A 26,218-nucleotide genomic window follows, 5' to 3' on the forward strand; every position below is an offset into this window, starting at 1 on the left:
CTCTAGCGATACCCCGCCAGCTTTAGAACTTCCACCACAAGCTGCCGATAATCGCGTTGTCATGGTACCCGCCACCATACTGGCCGCTGTACGACAACCCGAGCGTGATGTTGTGGAAGATGTTCGCATCGACGCCCACTTCGGCCACCGCGGCATCGCGGGCAATCGGCACACCGGCCACCTGGAAGCCCGTCCCGCCGCCGACAAACGCCAGGTTCGCGCCCGGTTGCACGCTGCCGATCGCGTGACGCCAGCCGGCCATCACGTGTCCGCTGAACCACTGCTGCGGGCTCGAACCAAACCGCGTCGACAGGCGCAGACCCAAGGTCGAGAAGCCGATGTTCTGCGAACTGGAGTTGGCCTGCAGCGCAGCAGCGCCGCCGCTTTCGGTAAAGCCATCGGTATGCAGGTTCTCGAACGCGATAGCGGCGAACGGTTCGACCGCGATGCGTTCCCACAGCGGGATCTTGTAGCCGACCTCGCCGAAGATCTGCGCGAGTCCCGCGTCATAGGTCGAGTGGTCGTGATCCGTGAAACCGCTGAAGTTCTGGTAGCGATCGGTCGTGATGTCGTTCCACGAATACGACGTACCGAGCCGCACACCGAGCGGACCGTACTCCGCGCCGCCGTACAGCGCGACGTGGTAGCTGTCGATCCCCGCGGACGAGCTCAGGCTATTGTCGAGCGAGCTATGCGACACCCCGCCCGCCACACCGACGCGCCAGTGGTTGTTGATCGACATGTCCGCACCGCCGATGAAGCCCGTGGTGGTCTGGTCGATACCCGACACGTTGCTGTTGCCGTTCAGCTTGCCATCCGAGCCGAACGCCCGCGCCCACACAACCGGCCGGTACAGACGATTGTCGTAGCAGGCGTCGCGCGTGCCGCGGTGACCCGGGTTCGGATCATCGAACTGATTCCTCGGCAGCACACCTTGCGCGAGACTGCTATCGCACATCGCCTGTCCCGTCGATCCGGTCGACGCGAGCGGCCCTTCGGTCGGCGCCATACTGTCTTGCAGACGGTCCATCACAGCGTCGCGCAGATAGTGACCGTCGAGCAGCAGCGCGGTCTTCGTGCTTGCATACAGCTCGCCATCGAGCGTATTGAACGCTTGACGCGCTGTCGGTGCGTCAGACGAGAACAGCGCCTGGAACACCGCGTTGGTCGCCGGCAGATTGCCGGCCGCGATTGCAACGGCGCGCTGGTTCGGCGTCACCGCAACCTGCTGGAACAGCACGCCGTTCGGCACCAGCGAGAGGAACACCGCGGTCGGGCTGTAGCTGAGGGTCGGCGTCAGGAACGCGAGGTTCGACGTCACGCCGGCGAAGGTACCGTTCACGCCCTGGTTCGCGCTCAGGATCTGATACTTGCTCGACGGCGCGTATTTGCCCTGACCGGCCAGCACCTGCACATCGCCGCCGCTCAGCGTCGCGGTGCCGGTTGCGTCCACCGTACCGCTCTGCTGCTGGGCGTTGGCGGGTACGCTGAATATCGAGCCCGACGCAAACGACACGTTGCCCGCTACGTTCAGTGTTTGTCCGGGCGACGGTGCCGCCGCTGTACCGCCGCTGCCCACCGTCAGGCTACCGACCGTCCCGGTACCCGTCACCGTCGCGCCGTTCTGCACGGTCACCGCCGAGTTCGCCACCGAGCCGGTCACCGCGAGCGTACCCGCCGAAACCGTGGTCGGACCGCTGTAGGTGTTCGTGCCGGCAAGCGTCAACGTATCGCCGCCCTGCTTGGTGACCGCTCCGGTGCCAGCCAGCACGCCGCCGTAGTTGCCGCCGTTCACTGTCAGGTTGCCCGAGCCGAGATTCAACGTACCGCCTGTCGTGCCGTTCAACGAAGGCAGTGTCAGGTTCGTGTTGTTCCCGTTGAGCGTGCCGCCGTTCAACGTCAGACCGCCGGTGCCGAGAGCGTTGGCGCTACCCAGCGTCAACGTGCCGTTGTTAAGCGTGGTGCCGCCTGCGAACGTGTTGTTGCCGGTCAGCGTCAGGTCTGCGCCACCATTCTTGACGAGACTGCCGGTGCCCGACACGGTGCCTGACAGCGTCAGATCCTGACTACCGCCGATCGTCGCCGCCGAGCCCAGGTTCAGCGCGTTGCCGAGGTTTAGCGCCGTGGTGGAATCGAGCGTTGCCGGTGCGCTCACCGTGATGGCACCGCTACCGAGCGACTGGTTGTTACCGAGCACCGTCGTACCGCCTGCGAGCGTCGTACCTCCGGTGTAGGTGTTCGGGCCGGTCAATGTCTGCGTGCCCGGACCATCCTTGATGAGGCCGCCCGTGCCCGCGATCGTGCCGCTAAAGGTGCCGTTCGAGCCACCACCCAGCGTGAGCGTATTGCCGCCCAGCGTCACGTTCGTACCCGCTCCGCCGGTCAGCGAACCGACTGTCGGTGTACCACCGCTTGCGCCGGTTATGTCGAGCGTCGTGCCCGGGTTCGCGAGGTTGACGTTGGTCCCGGTCGATAGCGTGCCGCCACCGCTCAGCGCGAGGGTGCCGGTATTGACCGTCGTCGGTCCGGTGAAGGTGCTCGCGCCTGTCAGCGTCTGCGTGCCCGTGCCTTGCTTGACAATACCGCCCGTACCCGTGATGCCACCGCCGAAGGTCTGGTTGGTGCCGTCGCCGAAGGTCAGGTTGTTCGCGCCGAGAGCAACGGTGCCTGCCGTACCGGACAACGTGCCGAGCGTCGTACCGCCGCCCGTCGCTGCGCTGATATCGAAGGTGCCGGTGCCACCGAGCGTCACGCCGCTACCCGCGGCGAGACTGCCGCCTGCTCCGATCGCAAGCGTGCCGCCGTCGATCGTCGTACCGCCGGTGAACGTATTCGCGCCCGTCAGTGTTTGCGTGCCGGCGCCGTTCTTGAGAATGCCGCCCGTGCCCGCGATCACGCCGCCGAAGTTGCCGCTTGCGCCGCCACCGAGCGTCAGCGTATTGCCGCCCAGCGTCACGTTAGCTCCCGCGACACCGGACAGCGCACCGACCGTCGGCGTGCTGCCGGCAGTCACACCGGTGATATCGAGCGACGTACCGGCACTGGCGAGATTCACGTTCGTGCCCGCCGACAACGTGCCCGCACCGGTCAGTGCGATGGTGCCGTCGTTGATCGTCGTGTTGCCGGTGAAGGTGCTCGCGCCGGTCAGCGTCTGCGTACCGCCGCCGTTCTTCGTGATGCCGCCGGTGCCCGTGATAGCGCCGCCGAAGGTCTGGTTCGTAGCGTCACCAAACGCCAGCGTATTACCGCCGAGACCGATGGTGCTACCCGCAACACCGGACAGCGCACCGATCGTTTGCGGCGTAGTCGCACCGCCGATGTTAAAGGCACCTGTAGCGCCGAGCGTCACCGCACCGGTCGACAGCAGGCTGCCGCCCGCGCCGATCGCGAGCGTGCCGTCACCGATCGTCGTGCCGCCGGTGAACGTATTCGCGCCCGTCAGCGTTTCGGTGCCGGTCCCGCTCTTCGTGATGCCACCGCTGCCCGTGATAGCGCCGCCGAAGGTCTGGTTGCTGCCGTCGCCGAACGTCAACGGGTTCGCACCGAGTGCCAGCGTACCGGCAGTACCGGAGAGCGCGCCGATGATTTGCGGGCCAGCTGCCGCGCTCAGGTCGAGCGTAGCGCCCGTGCCGGCGAGTGTCACCGCGCCGCCAGCCGCAAGACTGCCACCCGCACCGATAGCGAGCGTACCGTTACCGACCGTCGTGCCGCCGGTGTAGGTATTCGCGCCAGTCAGCGTTTCCGTGCCGGTGCCCTGCTTGACGATGCCGCCCGTACCGCCGATCGTGCCGGCGAACGTCCCGTTCCCCGAACCGCCGAGCGTCAGGTTGTTACCGCCGAGCGCCACCGTGCTGCCCAGCGCGCCGGTCAGCGTACCGATCGTCGGCGTACCGCCGGCGGTGACGCCGCTGATGTCGAGCGACGTGCCGGCATTCGCGAGATTGACGCCGGTGCCCGCGGACAGCGAACCGGCACCCGCCAGCGCCAGCGTGCCCGCATTGACCGTTGCGCCGCCGGTGAAGGTGCTCGTGCCCGTCAGCGTTTCAGTACCGGTACCTTGTTTGACGATCCCACCGGTGCCCGTGATGCCGCCGCCGAAGGTCTGGTTAGTCGCATCGCCGAAGGTCAAGTTGTTTGCACCGAGCGCAACGGTACCCGCCGTACCCGACAGCGCACCGATGATCTGCGGCGTCGTCGCGCCACTGATATCGAAGCTTGCTCCAGTACCGCCCAGCGTCACCACACCGGTCGCCGCGAGGCTACCGCCTGCGCCGATCGCGAGTGTGCCGCTGTTGACCGTCGTACCGCCGGTGTAGGTGTTCGCACCGGTCAGCGTTTCCTTGCCGGTGCCCTGCATCGTCAGGCCGCCCGTGCCCGCGATCGTGCCGCCGAAGATCTGGCTCGTCGCATTGCCGATCGTCAGGTTGTTCGCACCCAGCGTCACCGTGCCCGCGGTGCCGCCCAGTGAGCCGATCGTCTGGTTACCCGTCGCCGCGCTGATATCGAAGCCCGTCCCGAGACCACCGAGCGTCACGCCGCCGGTTGCCGCGAGGCTGCCACCTGCACCGAGCGCGAGCGTGCCGCCGTTGATCGTCGTGCCGCCGGTATAGGTGTTCGCCCCCGTCAGGGTTTCCGTGCCGGTTCCAACCTTGACGAGACTACCCGTGCCGGCGACCGCGCCGCTAAACGTACCGTTGTTCGCGTCGCCGAGCGTCAGCGCGTTGGAGCCGAGATTCACCGCCCCGCCACCGACCAACGTACCGAACACCTGCTGACCGTTGCCGGCCGACAGATCGAAGGTTGCACCGGTCGCTACGTCCACGATGCCGCTCGCCGCCAGGCTCGCATTCGCACCGAGCGCGAGCGTGCCCTGGTTGATGTTCGTGCCGCCCGTGTAGGTGTTGGTGCCGTTCAAGGTCAGCGTCGCGCTGCCGTCCTTGGTGAGGCTACCGGTACCGGACAGCGAGCCGTTCAACGTCAGGTTGTTCGTGCCCAGAACCGTCAGCCCGGCGTTCAGCAGGATGTCGTTGCCGAGCGTCGTCGCGGTGCTGCTGTCCAGTGTCGAGTTGCCGCCCACCGTCAACGCGCCGGTACCGAGCGCCGTATTGCTGCCGACGACGAGGCCACCCGCGTTCAGCACCGTCCCACCGCTATACGTATTGTTGCCGGTCAGCGTTTCGACGCCGCTGCCTTGCTTCACGAGTCCGCCCGTGCCGCTGACGTTGCTCGCGAGCGTCTGGTTCGTCGAGTCGCCGAAACTCAGCGACTTCGTACCGAGGCTCACCGTCGAGCCCGCCGCGCCCGACAGCGCACCGACCGTCTGGTTGCCCGTCGATCCGCTGATGTCGAGACCCGCGCCCGCACCGCCGGCCAGATTCACTGCACTGCCCGCCGCAAGACTGCCGCCACCGCTGATCGCGAGCGTGCCCTGGTTGATCGTCGTCGGACCTGTGTAGGTATTCGCGCCGGTCAGTGTCTGCGTGCCGGTGCCGTTCTTGGTAATGCCGCCCGTGCCGCCGATCGTGCCGCTAAACAGGCCGGCCGACGTGCCGCCCATGTTCAGCGTGTTCGCGCCGAGCGTCACGATGCTGCCCAGTGCGCCGTTCAACGCACCGATCGTCGGAGCGGCAGTCGCGCCGCTGATGTCGAGCGTCGCGCCGAGGTTCGCCAGGTTGACGTCGGTGCCCGCCGACAGCGAGCCCGCGCCCGACAACGCCAGCGTGCCGGCATTGACCGTTGCGCCACCGGTGAACGTGCTGGCACCGGTCAGCGTTTCGATGCCGGTACCGCTCTTGATGATGCCGCCGCTACCGGTGATGCTGCCGCCGAAGGTCTGGTTGGTACCGTCGCCGAAGGTCAGGTTGTTTGCCCCGAGCGCAACGGTACCCGCTACACCCGACAGCGCGCCGATGATCTGCGGAGTCGTCGCGCCGCTGATGTCGAAGCTTCCGCCGCCCAGCGTCACCGCACCGGTCGCCGCGAGGCTGCCGCCTGCGCCGATCGCGAGCGTGCCGCTGTTGATCGTCGTGCCGCCGGTGAAGGTATTCGGGCCAGTCAGCGTTTCCTTGCCGCTGCCCGCCATCACGAGGCCACCCGCGCCTGCAATCGCGCCCCCGAAGATCTGGCTCGTGGCATCGCCGATCGTCAGGTTGTTCGCGCCGAGCGTCACGGTGCTGCCCGCTACGCCATTCAGTGCGCCGATCGTCTGGTTGCCGGTCGCTGTGCTGATGTCGAAGCCCGCGCCGAGACCGCCGAGCGTCACGCCACCGGTTGCCGCGAGGCTGCCGCCCGGGCCGATCGCGAGCGTGCCCGCGTTGATCGTCGTGCCGCCGGTGAACGTATTCGCGCCGGTCAGCGTTTCAGTGCCGGTGCCGACCTTGAGGAGACTGCCTGTGCCTGCAATCGCGCCGCTAAACGTCCCGTTGGTCGCAGAGCCGAGCGTCAGTCCATTGGCACCCAGATTCACGGTACCGTTGCCGATCAGCGTGCCGAATACCTGCTGACCGTTGCCGGCCGACAGATCGAAGGTCGCGCCCGTCGCCAGGTTCACAGTGCCGCCCGCGGACAGACTCGCACTGGCACCGAGCGCCAGCGTGCCCGAGTTGATGTTGGTGCCGCCGGTGTAGGTATTCGTGCCGCCCAATGTCAGCACTCCGGTGCCGCCCATCGTCAGCCCGCCGATGCCGGACAGTGTGCCGTTCAACGTCAGGTTGTTGCTGCCCTGTACGGTCAGCCCGGCATTGAGGACGATGGCATTGCCGAGCGTCGTCGCGGCAGTACTGGCCAGCGTCGCCGCACCGCCTACCGTCAGCGCGCCGGTACCGAGCGCCGTGTTGTTGCCGACGTTGAGACCGCCCGCGTTCAGGTTGAAGCCGCCGGTGAACGTATTCGCGCCGCTCAGGGTCGCTACACCCGCGCCCTGCTTGGTGACGCTACCCGTGCCGCCGATAATGCCGCCGAACGCCGTGCTCGCGCCGTCGCCGAAGGTCAGGTTGTTCGCGCCGAGCGCGAGGTTGCCTGCCGCGCCGGACAGCGCGCCGATCGTCACGGGACCGGTTGCTGCGCTGAGGTCGAAGGTTGCACCCGCGCCTCCCAGATTCACGGCGCCCGTGGCCGCTAGTGAACCGCCCGCGCCAAGCGCAAGCGTGCCGTTGCCGATCGTCGTACCGCCCGTGAATGTGTTCGCGCCGGTCAGCGTTTGCGTCAGCGGTTGCGTGGCGTTGCCATTCACGTTGAGACCACCGGTGCCGCTGATCACGCCACCGAAGGTCTCGCTCCCCGAGCCGCCGAGGTTCAGCGTGTTCGCGCCGAGCGTCACGGCGGTGCCTGCCAGGCCGTCCAGCGCGCCGATGGTCGGCGTACCGGTAGCAGCGGTGATGTCGAACGTGGTACCGGGGCTCAGGAGATTGACGGTCGTGCCTGCGGACAGCGAGCCCGCACCCGACAATGCCAGCGTGCCGGCGTTGATCGCCGCGTTGGCCAACGTGCTTGCACCGGTCAGCGTTTCGATGCCGGCACCGTTCTTGATGATGGCGCCTGTGCCCGTGAAGCTGCCGCCGAAGGTCTGATTGGTGGCGTCACCGAAGGTCAGTTCCTTCGAACCCAGTGCAACGGTGCCCGCCGTACCCGACAACGCGCCGATGGTCAGTCCGCTCAACCCACTGCCGCTGATGTCGAGGCTCGCTCCCGCGCCGCCCAGGGTCACCGCGCCGGTTGCCGCAAGCGCGCCAGCTCCACTGAGCGCGAGCGTGCCGTTGTTGATGTTGGTGCCGCCGCTAAAGGTATTCGCGGCCGTCAGCGTCACTGCGCCGGCGCCGTTCTTCACGAGGTTACCCGCACCGCTGATCACACCGCCGAGGCTCAGCGCATTGCTGCCGCCGAGCGTCAGCGCATTGCCCGGAGCACCGAGGTTGATGTTGTTGCCGATCGACAGACCACCGACGTTTGTATCGAGTGTCGCCGAGCCGCCGAGCGTCAAGCCGCCCGTTCCGAGCGCCGCGTTTGCGCCTAGTGTGAGACCGCCGGCGTTCAGCGTGACACCGCCGCTAAACGTATTGGCACCGTTCAGCGTTTCCGTACCGGTGCCCTGCTTGACGAGCCCACCCGTGCCGGCAATCGTGCCGCCGAAGGTCTGGTTCGTTCCGTCGCCGAAGGTCAGATTGTTCGCGCCCAGCGCCACGTTACCCGCGGCACCGAGCAGCGCGCCGATCGTTTGCGGGCCCGTCGCTGCGCTGAGGTCGAAGGTTGCGCCCGCGCCGCCCAGATTCACCGAGCCCGTCGCAGCGAGACTGCCGCCCGCACCGAGCGCAAGCGTACCGCCCGCGCCGATCGTCGTACCGCCCGTGAACGTATTCGCGCCGGTCAGCGTTTGCGTACCGGTGCCAGTCAGATTAAGACCGCCGGTACCGCCGATCACGCCGCCGAAAATTCCGCCGCCCGTGCCGCCGAGATTCAGCGTGTTCGCGCCAAGCGCGACCGTGGTCCCCGCGAGACCGGAGAGCGCGCCGATGGTTTGCGCACCCGTCGCTGCGCTGATATCGAAGCCCGCACCCGCGCCGCTCAGATTGACTGAGCCACCCGCCGCCAGGCTGCCGCCTGCGCCGAGCGCGAGCGTGCCGGCACCGATCGTCAAACCACCGGTGAACGTGTTCGCGCCGGTCAGCGTTTCCGTACCGGTACCGAGCTTGGTGACGCCGCCCGTACCTGTGATCGCGCCGCCGAAGGACAGATTGCCCGTACCGCCAAAGCTCAGGTTGTTTCCACCGAGTGCCAGCGTCCCGCCGATGCCAGACAACGCACCGATGACTTGCGGGCCGCTCGCTGCGCTCAGATCGAGCGTTGCGCCCGCACCGCCGAGCGTGACTGCGCCGCCCGCGGCAAGACTGCCGCCCGCACCGAGTGCCAGCGTCCCGGCGTTGACCGTTGTTCCGCCGGTGAACGTGTTCGCACCGGTCAGCGTTTGCGTGCCGGTGCCCGCCATCACGAGACCGCCAGTACCGCCGATCGTGCCGCCGAAGCTGCTGCTTCCGGTGGTGCCCAGCGTCAGCGAGTTAGCACCCAGCGTTACCGCGCCACCAATACCGCCCAGTGAGCCGATCGTCTGATTGCCTGTCGCTCCGCTGATATCGAAGCCCGTGCCGAGGCCGCCGAGCGTCACGGCGCCGGTTGCCGCGAGGCTACCGCCCGCGCCGAGCGCCAGTGTGCCGGCGCTGATTGTCGTACCACCGGTGAACGTGTTCGCACCGGTCAGCGTTTCGATACCGGCGCCGACCTTGAGCAGACCGCCCGTACCGCCCACCGAGCCGCTAAACGTTCCGTTGAGCGCAGAACCAAGCGTCAGGGAATTCGAACCCAGATTCACGTTACCGTTGCCGACCAGCGTGCCGAACACCTGCTGGCCGTTACCGGCCGACAGATCGAAGGTCGCACCGGTTGCGAGGTTCACGGTACCGGTCGCCGCCAGACTCGCGTTGGCGCCGAGCGCCACCGTGCCCGAGTTGATGTTGGTGCCACCCGTGTAGGTGTTCGCGCCGTTCAGTGTCAACGCGCCCGTGCCGTTCATCGTCAGCCCACCGATGCCGGACAGTACGCCGTTCAGCGTGACTGCATTGGCACCCGTCACGGTCAGTCCGGCGTTCAGTACCACGTTGTTGCCGAGCGTCGCCGCGCCGGTGCTGGACAGTGTCGCCGCGCCGCCGACGGTGAACGTCCCGGTACCGAGCGCGGCGCTGCCGCCGATCGACAGACCGCCCGCGTTCAGGTTGAAGCCGCCGCTAAACGTATTCGCGCCACTCAGCGTCGCCGTGCCGGTGCCCTGCTTGGTGAGGCCGCCCGTGCCGCCAATCACGCCCCCGAACGACGTGTTCGTGCCATCGCCGAAGGTCAGGTTGTTCGCGCCGAGCGAGAGGGTGCCGCCTGTGCCGGACAACGCGCCGATGGTCAGCGGGCCGGTCGCTGCACTGATGTCGAAGCCCGCATTCGCGCCTGTCAGATTCACACCGCCGGAGACCGCCAGCGAGCCGCCGGCGCCGAGCGCGAGCGTACCGTTGCCGCTAATGGTCGTGCCGCCGGTGAAGGTGTTTGCGCCGCTCAGCGTGAGCGTACCGGTACCACCCAGGTTGATGCCACCCGTACCGCCGATTGCGCCCGCGAAGATACCGCTCGTCGCGCTACCCAGATTCAGCGTGTTCGCGCCGAGCGTCACGGTGCTGCCTACCACACCGGTCAACGCACCGATCGCCGCAGTGCCGGTGGCACCGCTGATGTTGAGACCGGTACCAAGACCCGCCAGATTGACATCGGCGGACAACGAGCCCGCACCCGACAGTGCCAGCGTGCCGGCATTGATCGTCGCGGCGCCGGTGAAGGTGTTCGCGCCCGAGAAGGTCTGCGTGCCCGTGCCGTTCTTGGTGATGCCGCCTGTGCCACTGATGCTGCCGCCGAAGGTCTGGGCCGTCGCGTTGCCGAAGGTCAGGTTGTTGGCGCCAAGCTTTAAGGCGCTGCCTGCAAGACCGGAAAGCGCGCCGATAGTCTGCGCGCCCGTGGCCCCAGTGAGGTCGAAGACTGCCCCCCCGGCGCCGAGCGTTACCGAGCCGGTTGCGGCCAGGCTGCCGCCCGCACCGATCGCGAGTGTGCCGCCATTGATCGTCGCGCCGCCCGTGAACGTGTTCGCGCCGGTCAGCGTTTGCGTTTCGGTGCCCGCCACCACGAGACCGCCGGTACCGGAGATCACACCACCGAAGTTGCCGTCGCTCCCGATGGGAGACAGCGTCAGCGTGTGCGCGCCAAGCGTTACCCCCGTTCCTGCTGCGCCGGTCAGCGCGCCGATCGCCGTTGTGCCGGTTGCGCCGCTGACGTCGAGCGTTGCGCCGGTGTTGCCGAGAACCACATTCGGCGTGCCCCCCAGGAAACCTGCACCGGACAGCGCCAGCGTGCCGCCGTTGATCGTTGCGGTGCCGGAGAAGCTGTTCGCGCCAGTGAACGTCTGGATACCGCTGCCGTTCTTGGTAATGCCGCCAGTGCCCGCAATCTCGCCGCCGAAGGTCTGGTTCGTCCCATCGCCGAACGTCAGGTTATTCGTGCCGAGCGTTACTATGCCGCCCGTGCCCGACAGTTGACCGATGGTCTGCCCGCCGGTCGCGGCGCTGATATCGAAGCCCGCGGTCGCACCGCCCAGCGTCACGTTGGTGCTCGCCAGCAGGCTGCCGGCTGCGCCGAGCGCGAGCGTGCCGGCATTGATCGCGAGACCGCCGCCAAAGGTATTCGCGCCGCCCAGCGTCACAGTCGCTGTGCCGATTTTCGTGAGCCCGCCCGCGCCGCCGATGATGCCGTTCAGACCGAGCGCGTTGCTGCCGCCAAGCGTCAGCGTGTTGCCGGTACCGATGCTGATGCCAGTGCCGACAGACAGACCGGCGACACTCGCATCGAGCGTTGCCGAGCCGGTCACGTTCAATGCACCGTTGCCCAGTGCTGTGGCCGTACCGAGCAGCAGCGAGCCGCCGCCCAGGGTCGTGCCTCCGCTAAACGTGTTCAGGCCACCTAGTGTGAGACCGCCGGTGACATTCGAGATCAATGCGCCGGTGCCGCTCAGAATGCCGCCCAGCGTGAAGGCGCTCGTCCCTCCTGCCGTCAAGCCGCCGGCACCCAGCGTGAATGCATTGGCAAGACTAATTCCGGCAAGCGAGGACTGCAGCCCGCCCCCGTTGCTGGTAACCAGTCCGGTGCCAAGCCCTGCGCCGCTGTTGATAATCGCCACACCGCCGAGCGTCGCATTCGACACCGTCGATGCGCCAGTCAACGTCCACGTGCCGCCGCTAAGATTCAGGTTCTGGAAATTCAGGAAATTCGTATTGGTGATCGCACCGGTCGTGGAGCTGCCGGCGCCCTGCTGCAGGGTGATCGTGTTGTTGGTGCCGCCGCCAGCGTCGACGGTGTTTGTTGCGGCGAAGGACAGCGTACCACCCGTCAGTCCCGTGACCGGGAGCGCAACTCCAGTGCCGGCGGTGGTAGAGAACGTCGAACCTGTATTGGCGATAAACGTGTTGTTGCCACCCCCGCCGAGCGAGACGCTGCCGTTAAGCGTCCCAGAGTTGGTGAACGTGTTGCCGCCGGCGGAGCCCTGGAAAGCAACACGGCCATTGATGGTGCCGCCTACTGCGTTGTTGAAGGTCACCTGCCCGCCACCGTACACGCCGACTACCGGCGCGTCGCCGGCTCCGAGCGTGGCGCCGAGAATACTCGCCGAATTGATCGTGCCGCTGTTGGTAATGTTCGTTGTGCCGGTAGGCGCGGTCTGCACCACTAGCGCCAACCCGGTCAGACCATTCAGGTTCACGCTGAGCGGACCGGATGTTCCCCTCATCGTGCCGCTGTTAGTGACCGACACATTGGTGGCCGCCGCGTTACCGATAAACGTGCCGCTCGACAGGAAAGAGAGCCCGCCGAGCAGCGACGGATCGATCGTGCCTGCGTTATTCAGCGTGACGTTGTTGCCGGTCAACGATAGCGCTGTGCCGCCGATACCAAGCAGGACCCCGAGGGTACCCGTCGCATCGACGTTGACGGTGACAGGGCTAGTCGCATTCGAATAGCTCGGCGAGAGAATGTTCGCGGCCCCGGTACAGGTAACGATCACGCCTGCAGCCGTACACGCTGCTTCTGCCTCCACGATGCCGGCACCAGACAGCGCCAGAAAGATACACGTGAAAGGGACAATCTTTCGCAGGTCGCGGCTGCGTTTTTGGCCGGTAGTTTTCACTATTTTCTTCCCCCAGAAACCTGAATTGGACATTACTCAAAGACCGCAAATCAGATTAAAACGGCAATATGAAGCACTCACCGTGGTTCAGATCGAACCGGCGATTCTCTTTCTGGATATCAGGCACCGCCTGGATATCGGGCACAGCCGTTACCGCGGCGCAGGCAGGTAATTAAACGCAGGGCGCAAAAAGCCCCAGCGCGTTACCCAACGCACCGAACAGCACAGCCAGCACATTAAAATGAGGCGCGACCCCGCGCGATCAGGACTTGATCATTTATTCCATGCCCTCCGGATCATTTTCCGTTTCTCTCAGTCAGTCGTTTTCATTGTTGCCTTGGCGGCACTCATCAGCTTATATCAACTTCACGCCATTGCAAGAAGCAAACCATCAGATTTTTGCAGTGCACGCAAAAGGCATGGCAAACCGATTAAAGTATGTCGGCTGAATGCAGTATTAGTCGATTTAATGCGGGAAGTGGCAATGCGGCAGCGGAATAAATTGCTGGAGAGTCGTTCGTGTATCCGGAACGGTTTGTTTCTGCGTGATGCGATTTGTCGGGCAGCGGCGTGCAAGGTAGATCGCCGGTTACCTCCTCACGACGCCGACTACATCAGCCGCAGAATATCGGCGGGTAGATCATCCAGCGTAGCCCGCGTCGCGAACGGTGCGGGCGCCCCGTCCGGAGCAGACAGACCAACACGGTTGTGCCAGTAAGCCGGTAGCCCGACCTGCGCCGTTCCGAACAAGTCATAAGCCGAGCCCGCGACAAACACCGTGTTCTCCGGGCGCGCACCTAGTCTGTCGAGCGCCAGCAGATAAGGTGCGGGATCGGGCTTATAGAAGCCCGCTTCCTCCGACGTCACCACCACATCGAAAGCGACGCCGGGAATCGCCGCCGCGAGATGGCCGAGCGCCACCGAACAGTTCGTGACGACGCCGAGCTTGTAGTGCTGCTTCAGATCCGCAAGCACGGCGCCCGCTTCCGGCCATGCCCGCAGTTCGTTCCAGCGCCGCTCGAGTTCGCTCGCACAGCCTGAGTCGAGACCGACACTTGCCGCCGCCTGCGCAACCAGCGACTCGTAACGAACATAGCGGCCGCATCCATAAGTCAGCTTCAGATACGCCATGCGCCATTGCCGGCCGAGTTCTGCCGATCCGGCCACCGCATTCCAGAGCGTCCACGAATCGAGCACGGCGGTCAGCAGATCGAACAGCACAAACTGAATGCGCGGTCGATCCGCAGGCGGTTGCAGAACGGCCATCGTTCAGCCCTCGCGGGCCGGCGTGCCGACTTCGGCCACCGCGTTGATCTCGATCAGCACGCCGTGATGCAGCGGGCCGACCGGCACCACCGTGCGCGCGGGTCGATGCTCGCCCATGAACGCGGCATACACGCGGTTGATCTCCGGCCACAACTCGACGCTCGTGATGAAGAGCTGCACGCTCACGAGCCCAGCTACCGACGCCCCACCGGCTTCGAGAATCGCCTGCACGTTTTTCAGCGCGCGCTCGGCCTGCTCAGCGATGCCGTCGGGGATCGAGCCCGTGACCGGATCGATGGGAAGCTGTCCGGCAACGTATATGAAGCCGCCCGATACGATGCCCTGCGAGTAGTGTCCGGCGGGCTTCGGTGCGTGTTCGGTGAAGATGGTTTGCATCAGTATGTCTCCTGTAGATCGGTTCAGATTACCAGCCGGCGATGCGCGGCCAGTATTCATGCGCACCTGATTCGTCGAGCACACGATACCCGGCGTGCTGCGCCGAAGTCGCGCAGGCGTGATTCGGCAGAATACGCAGTTGCGTGCCGACCGGCAGGTGCAACGCATGCGCCTGTCGCGCGTCCGGGTCGCGCAGTGCGACGATGCCGTGCTCCTGGTTCGCGGCGATCACGATCAGGTCGTCGAGCGGTTTGCCGTTCGCATCGCACACCACGCCGTAGCCCTGATCGACCGCCTGCGCCGCCGTGCCACGGTCGCGCGACAACGCCATCCACCCGGCGTCGACGATCGTCCAGCCCTTTTGCGGTTGATGTCCGATGACGGTGGTCAGCACGGACACCGCGATATCCGCTTGCGTACACACGCCGAGCCCCGCCATGACGAGATCGAAAAAGATGAATACGCCGGCGCGGACTTCGGTCACGCCGCGCAGATCGTCGGCGAACAACGCGGTCGGCGTCGAACCGACGCTGACGACCGGCACAGCGAAGCCTGCTTCGCGCAACCGCTGTGCGGCAGCGACGACCGCATCGCGCTCCTGATGCGCATAGCGGACGATCTCGTCGACGGAACGGCTGTCGTAGGAATTCCCCGCATGCGTCATCACGCCCTGTACGTCGATGCCGACGGAGCGCAGGAGTTGCGCGATCTCGACGATCAGCGGCGAGTCCGGCGGCAAACCGGAGCGATGTCCATCGCAATCGATTTCCAGCAGAACCTCGAACGCCTGGTGATGCCCACGCACATATTCAGCAAGCAGCGTCGCGGTTTCCAGACTGTCGAGCACGAGCTTCAACGACACACCTGCGCGGATCAGATCCGCGGCGGCCTCGAAACGGTTCGGCGCGATGGCCACGCCATACAGAATGTCCGTGAAGCCGTGCTCGAAGAAAAACTGCGCTTCGCGCAGCGTCGATACGGTAATCGGACCGACTCCCGTATCGAACAGCCGTCGTGTCGCTTCGATGCATTTGCTGGTTTTCACATGCGGACGCATCGGTACGCCGAGTCTCGCCAGATGCGTATGCATCCGCGCGATGTTGGCATCCATGCGGGAGTGATCCAGCAGTAACGCCGGGGTTTCAATCGATGACAGTGCAGCGGGCATGCTCGTCTCCAGAAGAGCATCTAGGATAAACGCGATTGCCTGCCCTACAATTTAGCTTCGCTTATTCATAGATTTAGTGGAACTGAAATGAAAGACTCCGCCGACCTGCGCTTTCTGCTCACCATCCGTGCCAGCGAGAACCTGCTCGCCGCCGCCCGCACGCTCGGCCTGACGCCGTCGGCGGTGACGCAGCGGCTGCAGCAGATCGAACGGCGGCTCGATGTACGGCTCGTCGATCGTTCCGCGCGCCGGCTGCGCTTTACCGAAGAAGGCGAACTGCTTTGCACACGCGGCGCCGTACTGATCGAACAGTTCGATGCGCTGCTCGACGATCTCCACGCGCGTCGCGGCGGCATGGTCGGCACGCTGAAGATCAATGCGCCGCTTGGTTTCGGCAAGCGCTATGTGGCGCCCGCGGCGGCGCACTTCCAGGAGCTGCACCCGGAAGTGGATATCGCGCTCACGCTGTCGGACGAGCCGCTCACCGAAATCGCGGACCGCTTCGATGTCGTCGTGCATATCGGCGAACTGCGGCTGTCGAACCTGATCGGTTATGCGGTCGCGCCGAACGCACGGTGGGCGTGCGCGTCGCCCGCGTTCGTGAAGCGATACGGCATGCCCGCCACGCCGGAAGCGCTGGCGGCATTGCCCTGCATCGCACTGCCTGAAAACAACGAGGACGTGACGCTATGGCATTTCAGCAAAGGCCGTACCACGCGCAGCGTGCGTGTGCCGGGCCGGTTGAGTTGCAATGACGGCGATGTGATCCGTCGCTGGGCGCTCGAAGGGCGTGGTGTGATCGTGCGATCGGAGTGGGATGTCGCCGATGACGTCGCACGTGGCACGCTGGTGCGGCTGTTGCCCGCGTGGAAGCTGCCCGACGCGAACGTGATCGCGTTGACGCATCAGCGCACCGGCCTGCCGATGCGTACGACGATGTTCATGCGGCATTTGCAGGCGCGGTTTCGGCCGGTTGCGCCGTGGCGTGTGCGGTGAAACACGTAAAACTGCCAGAAGCAAAATAGAACTATCCGCTTTGGGGCTGCGGCAGAAAGGTAGGCCAAACGGCCATTGAACGCCAAAACGCACCGACGGCCGGTATCCTACGACGCTTCTGCGCGAGCAATAGTTAACGTAGTTACAAAAACATGTTGCCGCGGTTAATTTATGTAACTACAATAACCGATGAAAACGACTCACGACCGCACAAAGAGTGAGGTTAACGAAGCAAAGCACAGCGTTTCACTGGGACTCGCCGAAGCTATCGACTGGTCGTCCGTATGGTGCGCGCCCGACATCCGGAGGGACTACGGCGAGTTGCGCGAGATTGGCTATGCGGTGATCGGTGCACGCCTGTACTGCGTCGTGTTCACGCAGCGCGGTGAAACCTTCAGGGTAATCAGCCTGCGCAAAGCCAACAACCGGGAAATCGAACGCTATGAAGAAGCAACCTGCACTGATCCGTAACACACCCGAGGAAGAAGCCGCAATCGCACGCGGCATCGAGGCTGACCCCGACACGTTCGAACCCAGCGACGAGCAGTTCGCGCAGATGAGAAAACGTGGCGGCCGCCCGAAGCTCGCCAATCCCAAGGTCGCGGTTACCGTTCGATACGATGCGGAGATTATCGAGCGATTCAGAGAAAGCGGCGAAGGCTGGCAGACGCGAATGAATGACGCGTTGCGCGAGTGGCTCGAAACCCATCACGCGTGACAGTCGTCACTGTCACGCTTTGGTCAGAAGCCAGGGGCAATTGCGCCCAGCGCGAAAACACGCAAAACTTGACGCATCTCAAAACATGTGATTTTATGTCGCACCATGTACGCGCCGATCACCTCCCTATCGCTAGACCTACTAGCCCGCTCAACCGGGCCAGGTCTGCTGCTGCGCGCGTACAACATCTGTTTCTGCTGAAGCGCCGCTAAATCCCCAGTTTGCTGACCTTGCCCCGGTTTCCGACCGGAGGCGATGCTTTTTCGTTTGCTCATCCGGTCGACACCCAACCTGTCGAACCCACGGATGACGACGATGAAACCCTCCTGCCCCAGCTGTCCCGCCTCCTTCGCCCGAGCTATTGCGCGAAGCGCCCGCCTACGTCCGCTATATCGCGCGACCTGACCGATTGCCACCCAGCCATTCATTCACATCCATTGAGCGAGACCCATCATGTTGAAGAACCCTGCCGCCAAGTACCGTCCCTTTACGCCCGTCAACTTGCCGGACCGCGCCTGGCCTTCGCGCACCATCACGCGTGCGCCGATCTGGATGAGCACCGACCTGCGCGACGGCAACCAGGCGCTGTTCGAACCGATGGATGCGCAGCGCAAGATGCGCATGTTCAAGACGCTGGTCGCGATCGGTTTCAAGGAAATCGAAGTCGCGTTCCCGTCCGCGTCGCAGACCGACTTCAATTTCGTGCGCGAGCTGATCGAGGGCGGTCACATTCCTGACGACGTAACGATCGAAGTCCTCACGCAGGCACGCGACGATCTGATCGAGCGCACGTTCGAATCGCTGCGCGGCGTACCACGTGCGATCGTTCATCTGTACAACGCGACCGCGCCCGAATTCCGCAAGTGGGTGTTCGGACTGGACCGCGACGGCGTGAAGACACTCGCGCAGAACGCCGCACGTACGATCAAGCGCTTCGCCGATGCGGCAACGGACACGCATTTCACGCTGCAATACAGCCCTGAAACCTTCACTGGCACCGAACTCGATTTCGCCAAGGAAGTATGCGACGCCGTCTTCGACATCTGGCAACCGACGCCGCAGCACAAGGCCATCGTCAATCTGCCCGCCACGGTCGAGATCGGTACGCCGAACTTCTACGCGGACCAGATCGAATGGATGCACCGCAATCTCGCGCGCCGCGATTCGCTGATCCTGTCGGTGCACCCGCATAACGATCGGGGCACCGCGGTCGCCGCCGCGGAACTCGCGGTGATGGCAGGCGCCGATCGTATCGAAGGATGTCTGTTCGGCAACGGCGAGCGCACCGGCAACGTCGATCTCGTCACACTCGCGCTGAACCTGTACACGCAAGGCGTCGATCCGGGCCTCGATTTCTCGAACATCAACGAAGTGGCGCGTACGGCCGAGGAATGCACACAATTGCCGATTCATCCGCGCCATCCGTATGTCGGCGATCTGGTGTTCACGGCGTTCTCGGGCTCGCACCAGGATGCGATCAAGAAAGGCTTCGCGATGCAGAAGCCCGACGCGATCTGGGAAATGCCGTACCTGCCGGTCGACCCGAACGACCTCGGCCGCACGTACGACTCGATCATCCGCGTGAACAGCCAGTCGGGCAAAGGCGGTATCGCCTATCTGCTCGAACAGTCGTACGGCGTCGTATTGCCGCGCCGGCTGCAGGTCGATTTCAGCGCGGCTGTGCAACGGCTCACCGACAACAGCGGCCACGAAGTCACACCGCAGCAAATCTTTACGCTGTTCGAGCAGGAATACGTCGACAGCCAGGCGCCGCTGCACTATGTCGGCCATAGTCTGAGCGAGCGCGGCGAGCGCGAGCACATTCAGTTGACGGTCGATATTCACGGCAAGCGCACCGTCGTGAGCGGTGAAGGTAATGGCCCGCTGGATGCGTTGATGCATGCACTGCGTACCCCCGTGCGCATCCAGCACTACGAAGAACGCGCGCTGACGCAGGGTGCGGACGCGCGCGCGATCGCGATTGCGGAGATGGCCGGAACGGACGTGGTGGGCAACGCGTTCGGCGTCGGGATCGATGCGAATCTGGTGACCGCATCGATCCGCGCGGTGATCAGCGGGATCAATCGTGCGTATGCGCGTTGCGGCGATGACGCGCAGCAGCGTTTCTTCGATGCGGTATTGCGCGAGGCGGATCACGCTGCGGTGTAGAACCCGGCTGCGATAAATTACCGGAGTGAAAGGGGTGTCCGCGCTTGCAGGTGGGCATCCCTTTTTTACGCTCCGACGATATGTCTTGCGTGGACGTACCACGCCTGCACATAGCATCGAGCCTTAAGTTATCGACCATCACACAAAAAACTTTAGCCCTGTATCGCAGTATTTTTGCGTCACACCGCGCACCTGAAAAAAAGCACCTCACATCGCGCGATTCACCAATTCCATTAACGATTCTGTCATGCGTCAGCGCTAATTTCGCGGGCACTGCGTTTCTTTTGTCGAACACGCACGACGTGGCGCAAAAGCAGCCAGCACCTCCGACTTCCGCGTTGCAACGAGATCCTTCATGGCAAGTATCGAACAGCTGTACAGCGCACTGGCTACCGCCAGTTCCGATCAACAGAACGCGACGCAACCGGCGCTCGTCGTACACGCAGGCCAGATCGCCGTCGACACGCCCGCCGTCGCGTCGGACATGAGCAACGCCGATCTGCAGAACTGGTTTCTCGACGCGCCCGACGTTGAGGCCGTTGCGGTGGTCAAGAACGGCGCACCCGTCGCGCTCGTGAACCGCAACGTGTTCATGGAGCAGTACGGCCGGCCGTTTAGCCGCGAGGTGTTCGGCAAGCGCAGTTGCCTGTCGTTTGCGAATCAGGAACCGTTGATGGTCGGTGCCGATACGCCGATCGAAGTCGTCGTGCGCAACGCGGTCGAGCCCGAATCCCGCGTGATGAAAGACGGCTTCATCTGCACACGCGATGGCCAGTACTTCGGCATCGGCAGCGGCATGGCGCTGATCCGCGCGATGTCGGATATCGAAGCCGCCAAGACGCGTCAACTGTTGTCAAGCATCGAGTATGCGTCAGCGATCCAGCAATCGAACCTGCGGCATTCGCAGACGGAACTCGCCGCGTGTCTGCCGTCCGCTCGGCTCGAGTGGTTGCCGCGCGATGTCGTCGGTGGCGACTGCTACTTCTTTCGCGCGACCCGCAACGGCATGTTCGGCGCACTGATCGACTGCACGGGGCACGGTGTGCCGGGCGCGTTCATGACGCTGATCACACTATCGTTCCTCGAGAACCGCGTCGCGACCGGTTGCGATGAACCCGATCCGGCACAGGTGTTGTCGGAACTGAACCGCTACATCAAGAAAGTGCTCGGTCAGCACGCAACGGGCGGTGAAGCGCATGTCGTACGCGAAGGCAAATCCGACGACGGCCTCGATGCTTTCATGTTCGTACTCACCGGCAACGGCCTCGATCTTCAATATGCGAGCGCACGCCTCGAACTGGCCGTGCTCGATGAACAGCAGCCCGATGTGCTGCTGCTCGAAGGTGACAGAATGGGCGTCGGCTACAGCGACACACCCGATGACTTTGCATTCACCACGCGCCGCCATACGTTGCAGACCGGCTACCGCGCGTTCGTCACGACCGACGGCATCATCGATCAGGTCGGCGGCCCCAAGCAGATTGCGCACGGCCGCAAGCGCCTGTACAAGCTGTTTGCCGACCACCGCGACGAGCGTCCTCAGCAGTTCGGCGACACGCTGCTCGCAAGCTTCGCCGAATGGCAAGGCCAGCAACATCGGCGCGACGACGTGTGTTTCTTCGCTTTCACGAACGAGGCATAACGATGGATTTCCGCGCGTTCGAAAGCTTTCGCGATGCGGCCGGCGACGCCGGTCTCGTGTACTACTACGCCGGCCACTTCGACGAAGAGGTGCGGCGTTCGCTGTCGGCCAACCTGAAGAGCCGGCTTGAACTGGAAAGTGTAGGCGGTGCCGCCAAGCGCAAGCTGTTTTCGACTTTCATGGAAATGGCGCAGAACGTGCTGCACTACGGCGGCTGCGTCGAAACACCGAGCGATACCGAAGCACGGCCCGGCGCCATCGCGGTAGGCCGCGACACAACGTCGTACTGGATCGTGTGCGGCAATCTGGTGCCGGTCGAACACGTGGCGCGCATCGCCGGCAGGCTCGACCAGTTGAAGCAGATGTCGCTCGACGAGATCAAGGCGGCCTACCGCGAGCAGCTCGCCAACGACGACCACGCGAACACCGACACGATCAGCAAAGGCGCCGGTCTCGGCCTGCTGACGATCGCGCGCGACAGTATCCAGCCGGTCGAGTACGCGTTCTATGACGACGAAGCGTCGGTTGGACGCTTCTCGCGTTTTTATATCAAGGCTTTTGTCTAACCCCGAGGCTGCATCATGACGCCGATCAAACTTCCCCGTACCGACTTCACCCCGGAGATCGAGTTTTCCCCCGCTGACCAGCGTCTTTCGGTCGAAGGAGAATGTCACCCGGAAAATCCGAATACTTTCTTCGGTCCGATCCTGCAACTGATCGGGCAGTACTTGCAGACCGCGCAGCCGCCGCACTTCGTGATGCGTGTGCGTCTGACGTATATCAACAGCGCGTCGACGAAAGCGATGCGGCAGCTCTTCATGGTACTGAGCGATGCCTCGAAGCGCGGCTGCAATGTCGACATCGACTGGGAGTTCGATCCGGATGACGACGCGATCCAGGAACTCGGTCAGGATCTGCTCTACGGAATCGGCGCGACCCACGTGGTGTTCAACGAGGTGCTGATCGAGACGTAACGCGCCGGTGCTCAGGCAGCGTACGCGAATCGTGTATTACACCGCGACCGCGCCGACGTAGTTCTCCGCCATCGCGGTGGCCGCGGCGCGCGAGGTCGTCACGTGTTCGAGTTCGGCGATCTGCAACTGCTGCTCGAACGGCGACGCATCGTCGAGGCGGTGCATCATCCGCGTCATCCAGTATGAAAAGTGCTCGGCACGCCAGATCCGCTTGAGCGCAGTCGCGCTGTACGTATCGAGCAGATCGATGCGGCCTTCCTTGTAGAACGAATCGAGCGCGTGCGTCAGCACGCGGACGTCGGCCACCGCGAGGTTCAGCCCCTTCGCGCCGGTCGGCGGCACGATATGCGCGGCATCGCCGGCGAGGAACAGCCGCCCGTGCCGCATCGTCGTCGACACGAAGCTGCGCATCCCGACGATATTCTTCTGGAAGATCTTTCCCTCCACCACATGCTCGCCTTCAGTCGAATCGACGCGCGCATGCAGCTCGGCCCAGATGCGATCGTCTGACCAAAGCTCGACCGTATCCTTCGGATCGCACTGGAAGTACATGCGCTGCACGTTCGGCGAGCGCGTGCTGACAAGTGCGAAGCCACGCTCGTGCCGTGCGTAGATCAGCTCATGTGACGAAGGCGGCGCCTCGACGAGAATGCCGAACCAGCCGAACGGATACACACGCTCGTAGTCGCGTCGCAGTGCCCGGGGAATCGAGTTGCGCGATACACCCTGCGAACCGTCGCAACCGATTACATAGTCGCAATGCAGTTCCTGCGGTTCGCCTTCGTGGTGAAAGCGGATCGATGGTGTCGTCGTGTCGATACCATGCAACGAGGTCTGCGAGACGTTGAACAGCACAGTCCCGTTTGCCTCGATGCGCGCGGCAACGAGATCTTTCAGCACTTCGTGCTGTGCATAAACGGTAATGGAATGACCCGTGAGCCCAGTAAGATCGATCCGCCGACGCTTGCCTTCGAACGCGAGTTCGAAGCCGTGATGCTGTGCTCCTTCAGTCTTCATCCGCGCACCGACACCCGCTTCGGTGAGCAGGTCCGTCGTGCCCTGTTCGAGCACGCCGGCGCGTATCGTCGATTCGATCTGTTCGCGGCCGCGCGCCTCCAGCACCACCGATTCGATACCGCGTAGATGAAGCAGATGGGAAAGCAGCAGGCCCGCGGGCCCCGCGCCGATGATGCCAACCTGAGTGCGCACTGGAAAGTCTCCTGATCGGGGATTCGTTTGCGCAAGTGTGGCGGGGAACAGCGGTATCGCACAACGCGATATGGTGGATATGTACTATCTCGATATCGAATAGCCGTAGTCGTTGCTGCGCGACCGAGGGAAGAGGAAATCCCGTTAATTCACAGGACCTTACAGTCAGGCGTTCTTATTGCGAACGAACCGCCCGCTGTGTTTAAATCGTTGACCATAAGTTTTACCGTCCCGGGGAAGTCTCCATGCATTACCTGATTCGCGTGATATCCGCAGCGCTGATTTTTGCCACCTCATACGGCGCAGTACAAGCCGCCAACACCGCAAAACCTGCCGATTTCCAGCCCAACATCACGATCCTCGTCGACGACACCGTCTATAACGTCAACGCAGACGGCACCTACACGAAAGACATCACCGAGAGCTTTCGCATCAACACGGACCAGGGCGTCCAGCAACGCGGACAGGTATCGCTACGCTACAGCACGTCGCTCGAAGAACTGCAGATCGAGCAGGCGTACACGACCACCCAGGACGGCCGGCGCATCGACGTCACGCCCGACAAGATTCTCGAGCAGCAAAGTGCGGAAGGCGCCCAGGCGCCGATGTTCGACGACAACAAGGTCAAGGTCGTGGTCTTCCCGAGTGTCGCAATCGGCGCGACGCTCACGCTGCGCTATAAGAGCACGCAGAAAAAGCCCATGTTTCCGGGGCAATTCTCGACCCTTGAGTATTACGGTGTCGGGACGCCCAGAGAGTCGATGCATCTGACAATCCGCGCGCCGGCCTCGATGAAACTGTATGTCGATGCCATCGATCTCGACGGTGGCCGCGCCACTGCGGACAAACCGGATACGCAGCTCTGGAAATGGTCGCTGACGAATCGTCCCGCGCGGCCGCCCGAACTGGGCTCGGTCAGCAGCGTCGACTACAGCCCGCGCGTGGCGGTGAGCACATTCCCGAATTTCGCAACTGCCGGTGCGGCCTATCTTGATCGGGCGGCGCCGAAGGCTGCGGTGACACCCGCTGTCCAGGCGCTCGCGGACAAGCTCACCCAGGGCGTGACAGACCCGCGGCAACAGGCCGAGATCCTTTACAACTGGGTCAGCACGAACATTCGTTATGTGGCGATCTATCTTGGCTTCGGCGGTGTCGTGCCGCACGATGCCGGCGCGATTCTCGACGCGGCATACGGCGACTGCAAGGACCACGTGACCTTGCTCGAAGCGCTGCTCGCAGCGAAGGGCATCAAGAGCGCGCCCGTACTGGTCAACGCGTACGACAGCTACTGGGTGCCGAAAGCCGCCATGCCGGTTGGCGTGTTCAATCACGCAATCACCTACCTGCCCGCCTTCAATCTGTTTGTCGATTCGACTGCGGGACTCGCGCGTTTCGGCACACTACCCGATTCCGAACTCGGCAAACCCGCCCTGGTGACCGACGACGGCAGCGGCACCGCGCGTCTCGTGACGCTACCGGTCGCCAACCCGGACAGCGCCCGCGTGAAGGTCACGACGCAACTCACGATCGATCGCGCAGGCAACGTGCTCGGCACCAGTCAGATCGACAATCAGGGCGCCTTCGATCTGCTGTCGCGACAACTCTTCTCGTCCATTCGTCCGGGCCTTGAAACGCAGATTGCCGCACGGGTCCTGACGATGACCGGTCAGGACGGCACGGGCGGCTACACCCACGGCGAGGTACGCGACCTGACGAAGCCGTTCAATTACGAAACGCGGTTTACGTTGCCCGATTACGCGCTGTTCCCCGGACCAGGCGCGATCCAGGTACCGGCGGGGCTGGGTAGCTTCAGCAACATCAGCTCGACGTTCGAGCAGACTTCTCAAGACAGGCGCGAATACGCGATGCCCATGGCTGGGCGACATGTGACGGAGACGACAACCATTACGCTGCCGGACGGCGTCAAGATTCCCGTCTTGCCCAAACCGGCCAACATCGCCTCGCAATGGGGAACGTATACGTCGGCGTATCAAGTCGACGGCCAGACCATCACCGTGACGCGCAATCTGGATATCACCTTGCCCGGTGGACTGATCGAGCCCGATCAATATCCGGAGTTCAGAAAGATGGGACGCGCAGTGAAGCGCGATCTGCGAACCCAGCTGGTTTACTACTAGGCAAACCCGCCTTCGATTAAAGGAAGCGTCCATGCCCGGCGAGCGCACCCCGGCTTCGATGAAGCCGGACCTCGCTCGCATCGCCGCCCACGGTAAAGGCGGCGTAACACCCGGGCACAGCTTGTGGCTGTGGCGAACCGCCGCCGCAGGTAAGCGGCCTGCGAAGCGTTTCCGGGCACGGAAGCGTGATGTAAATATACCCAGCTTCCGCCTGTAAGGGCTTCCTGTTTTCCGCCAGACATCAGTGTTTTGCAGAAGCTTCTTCCGGTATCATCGTCATTAAATTGATAATGTTCCGGAGCCTCCATGACCTCGCGTAATCGCCCGCTCGACCCGCAGGATCTCAAGATCATGCGCGAGCTGCAGACCAATGCGCGCGTCAGCAACGCCGATCTCGCCGAGCGCGTCGGCATGTCGACCACCGCGTGCTGGAACCGGACGCGGCAACTGGAAAGCGATGGTTATATCCGCGGTTATGTCGCGCTGCTCGACCACCAGAAGCTCGGGCTCGCCGATATCGTGCTCCTCGAAGTCACGCTCGATCGTCACGACGACAATGCGCTCGCGCGCTTCGGCGCGGAACTGGCCGAGCTACCCGAAGTGCTGGAGGCGTACCTGGTATCGGGCGAATACGACTATCTGGTGAAAGTCGCGGTGGATGGCACCGCGGGGTACGAGCGTTTTCTACGCGAGAAGCTCTACAAGATCGCCGGCATTCGCCACAGCCGCTCGATGTTCACGCTGCGCTGTATGAAGAGCATCCCGTCCGTGCAGGTTTAAGTTCG

The 26,218-nt window shown here is 63.8% G+C and carries 14 protein-coding genes; 9 read left to right on the forward strand and 5 right to left on the reverse strand.

The features are described 5' to 3' along the window. Nucleotides 1-22: 22 nt before the first annotated feature. The 4 genes from M0D65_RS14565 to M0D65_RS14580 form a co-directional block, all read right to left on the reverse strand. Nucleotides 23-12,667 (reverse strand): autotransporter-associated beta strand repeat-containing protein, encoded by a 12,645-nt coding sequence (locus tag M0D65_RS14565; RefSeq protein ID WP_266253300.1) that lies wholly within the window; start codon nucleotides 12,665-12,667, stop codon nucleotides 23-25. A 699-nt stretch (nucleotides 12,668-13,366) separates the two neighbouring features. Next, the gene (locus M0D65_RS14570) at nucleotides 13,367-14,023 is read right to left on the reverse strand and encodes an HAD family hydrolase (protein WP_266253301.1); all 657 of its coding nucleotides are present in this window, start codon (nucleotides 14,021-14,023) and stop codon (nucleotides 13,367-13,369) included. A gap of 3 nt (nucleotides 14,024-14,026) precedes the next feature. After that, the gene (locus M0D65_RS14575) at nucleotides 14,027-14,419 is read right to left on the reverse strand and encodes a RidA family protein (protein ID WP_266253302.1); all 393 of its coding nucleotides are present in this window, start codon (nucleotides 14,417-14,419) and stop codon (nucleotides 14,027-14,029) included. Between the two features lie 28 nt (nucleotides 14,420-14,447). Next, nucleotides 14,448-15,587 (reverse strand): alanine racemase, encoded by a 1,140-nt coding sequence (locus M0D65_RS14580; RefSeq protein WP_266253303.1) that lies wholly within the window; start codon nucleotides 15,585-15,587, stop codon nucleotides 14,448-14,450. Between the two features lie 87 nt (nucleotides 15,588-15,674). On the opposite strand from M0D65_RS14580, the gene M0D65_RS14585 reads away from it, so the two are divergent. The 7 genes from M0D65_RS14585 (at nucleotide 15,675) to M0D65_RS14615 (ending at nucleotide 22,086) form a co-directional block, all read left to right on the forward strand. Further along, nucleotides 15,675-16,583, forward strand: a complete 909-nt coding sequence (locus tag M0D65_RS14585) for a LysR family transcriptional regulator (protein ID WP_266253304.1) — start codon at nucleotides 15,675-15,677, stop codon at nucleotides 16,581-16,583. A 189-nt stretch (nucleotides 16,584-16,772) separates the two neighbouring features. Next, complete coding sequence (locus tag M0D65_RS14590; protein WP_091008418.1) at nucleotides 16,773-17,054, forward strand: BrnT family toxin; 282 nt, start codon at nucleotides 16,773-16,775, stop codon at nucleotides 17,052-17,054. Beyond that, on the forward strand, nucleotides 17,026-17,301 hold the full coding sequence (locus tag M0D65_RS14595; RefSeq protein WP_266253305.1) for a BrnA antitoxin family protein: 276 nt from the start codon (nucleotides 17,026-17,028) through the stop codon (nucleotides 17,299-17,301). Before M0D65_RS14590 ends, M0D65_RS14595 begins: the two co-directional genes overlap by 29 nt. Before the next feature lie 453 nt (nucleotides 17,302-17,754). Further along, nucleotides 17,755-19,470, forward strand: a complete 1,716-nt coding sequence (gene leuA / locus M0D65_RS14600; protein WP_266253306.1) for a 2-isopropylmalate synthase — start codon at nucleotides 17,755-17,757, stop codon at nucleotides 19,468-19,470. Nucleotides 19,471-19,825: 355 nt separating this feature from the next. After that, a complete protein-coding gene (locus M0D65_RS14605; RefSeq protein ID WP_266253307.1) occupies nucleotides 19,826-21,112 on the forward strand; it encodes a SpoIIE family protein phosphatase in 1,287 nt (428 codons plus the stop codon). 2 nt (nucleotides 21,113-21,114) lie between these two features. Next, nucleotides 21,115-21,678: a SiaB family protein kinase gene (locus M0D65_RS14610; RefSeq protein ID WP_266253308.1), complete on the forward strand. Its 564-nt coding sequence runs from the start codon at nucleotides 21,115-21,117 to the stop codon at nucleotides 21,676-21,678. 15 nt (nucleotides 21,679-21,693) lie between these two features. Continuing rightward, entirely contained in the window at nucleotides 21,694-22,086 is a 393-nt protein-coding gene (locus M0D65_RS14615; RefSeq protein ID WP_091008435.1) for a DUF1987 domain-containing protein, read from the forward strand. Nucleotides 22,087-22,122: 36 nt separating this feature from the next. On the opposite strand, the gene M0D65_RS14620 is transcribed toward M0D65_RS14615, so the two are convergent. Then, the gene (locus M0D65_RS14620; RefSeq protein WP_266253309.1) at nucleotides 22,123-23,295 is read right to left on the reverse strand and encodes a 4-hydroxybenzoate 3-monooxygenase; all 1,173 of its coding nucleotides are present in this window, start codon (nucleotides 23,293-23,295) and stop codon (nucleotides 22,123-22,125) included. 245 nt (nucleotides 23,296-23,540) lie between these two features. Between M0D65_RS14620 and M0D65_RS14625 the strand changes: the two genes are divergently transcribed. Both M0D65_RS14625 and M0D65_RS14630 read left to right on the forward strand, forming a co-directional pair. Further along, a complete protein-coding gene (locus tag M0D65_RS14625; protein WP_266253310.1) occupies nucleotides 23,541-25,433 on the forward strand; it encodes a DUF3857 domain-containing protein in 1,893 nt (630 codons plus the stop codon). 306 nt (nucleotides 25,434-25,739) lie between these two features. After that, a complete protein-coding gene (locus M0D65_RS14630; protein ID WP_091008441.1) occupies nucleotides 25,740-26,213 on the forward strand; it encodes an Lrp/AsnC family transcriptional regulator in 474 nt (157 codons plus the stop codon). Nucleotides 26,214-26,218: the final 5 nt, after the last annotated feature.

Origin of the sequence: Paraburkholderia sp. CHISQ3, assembly GCF_030464945.1 — a bacterium.
Classification (GTDB): domain Bacteria; phylum Pseudomonadota; class Gammaproteobacteria; order Burkholderiales; family Burkholderiaceae; genus Paraburkholderia; species Paraburkholderia megapolitana.

Bases quoted from the DNA above. Each gene is read 5' to 3' on its own strand.
- M0D65_RS14570 (WP_266253301.1), bottom strand. From the start codon at position 14,023: ATGGCCGTTCTGCAACCGCCTGCGGATCGACCGCGCATTCAGTTTGTG.
- M0D65_RS14615 (WP_091008435.1), top strand. From the start codon at position 21,694: ATGACGCCGATCAAACTTCCCCGTACCGACTTCACCCCGGAGATCGAG.
- M0D65_RS14610 (WP_266253308.1), top strand. From the start codon at position 21,115: ATGGATTTCCGCGCGTTCGAAAGCTTTCGCGATGCGGCCGGCGACGCC.
- leuA (WP_266253306.1), top strand. From the start codon at position 17,755: ATGTTGAAGAACCCTGCCGCCAAGTACCGTCCCTTTACGCCCGTCAAC.
- M0D65_RS14590 (WP_091008418.1), top strand. From the start codon at position 16,773: ATGAAAACGACTCACGACCGCACAAAGAGTGAGGTTAACGAAGCAAAG.
- M0D65_RS14585 (WP_266253304.1), top strand. From the start codon at position 15,675: ATGAAAGACTCCGCCGACCTGCGCTTTCTGCTCACCATCCGTGCCAGC.
- M0D65_RS14595 (WP_266253305.1), top strand. From the start codon at position 17,026: ATGAAGAAGCAACCTGCACTGATCCGTAACACACCCGAGGAAGAAGCC.
- M0D65_RS14630 (WP_091008441.1), top strand. From the start codon at position 25,740: ATGACCTCGCGTAATCGCCCGCTCGACCCGCAGGATCTCAAGATCATG.
- M0D65_RS14625 (WP_266253310.1), top strand. From the start codon at position 23,541: ATGCATTACCTGATTCGCGTGATATCCGCAGCGCTGATTTTTGCCACC.
- M0D65_RS14580 (WP_266253303.1), bottom strand. From the start codon at position 15,587: ATGCCCGCTGCACTGTCATCGATTGAAACCCCGGCGTTACTGCTGGAT.
- M0D65_RS14575 (WP_266253302.1), bottom strand. From the start codon at position 14,419: ATGCAAACCATCTTCACCGAACACGCACCGAAGCCCGCCGGACACTAC.
- M0D65_RS14605 (WP_266253307.1), top strand. From the start codon at position 19,826: ATGGCAAGTATCGAACAGCTGTACAGCGCACTGGCTACCGCCAGTTCC.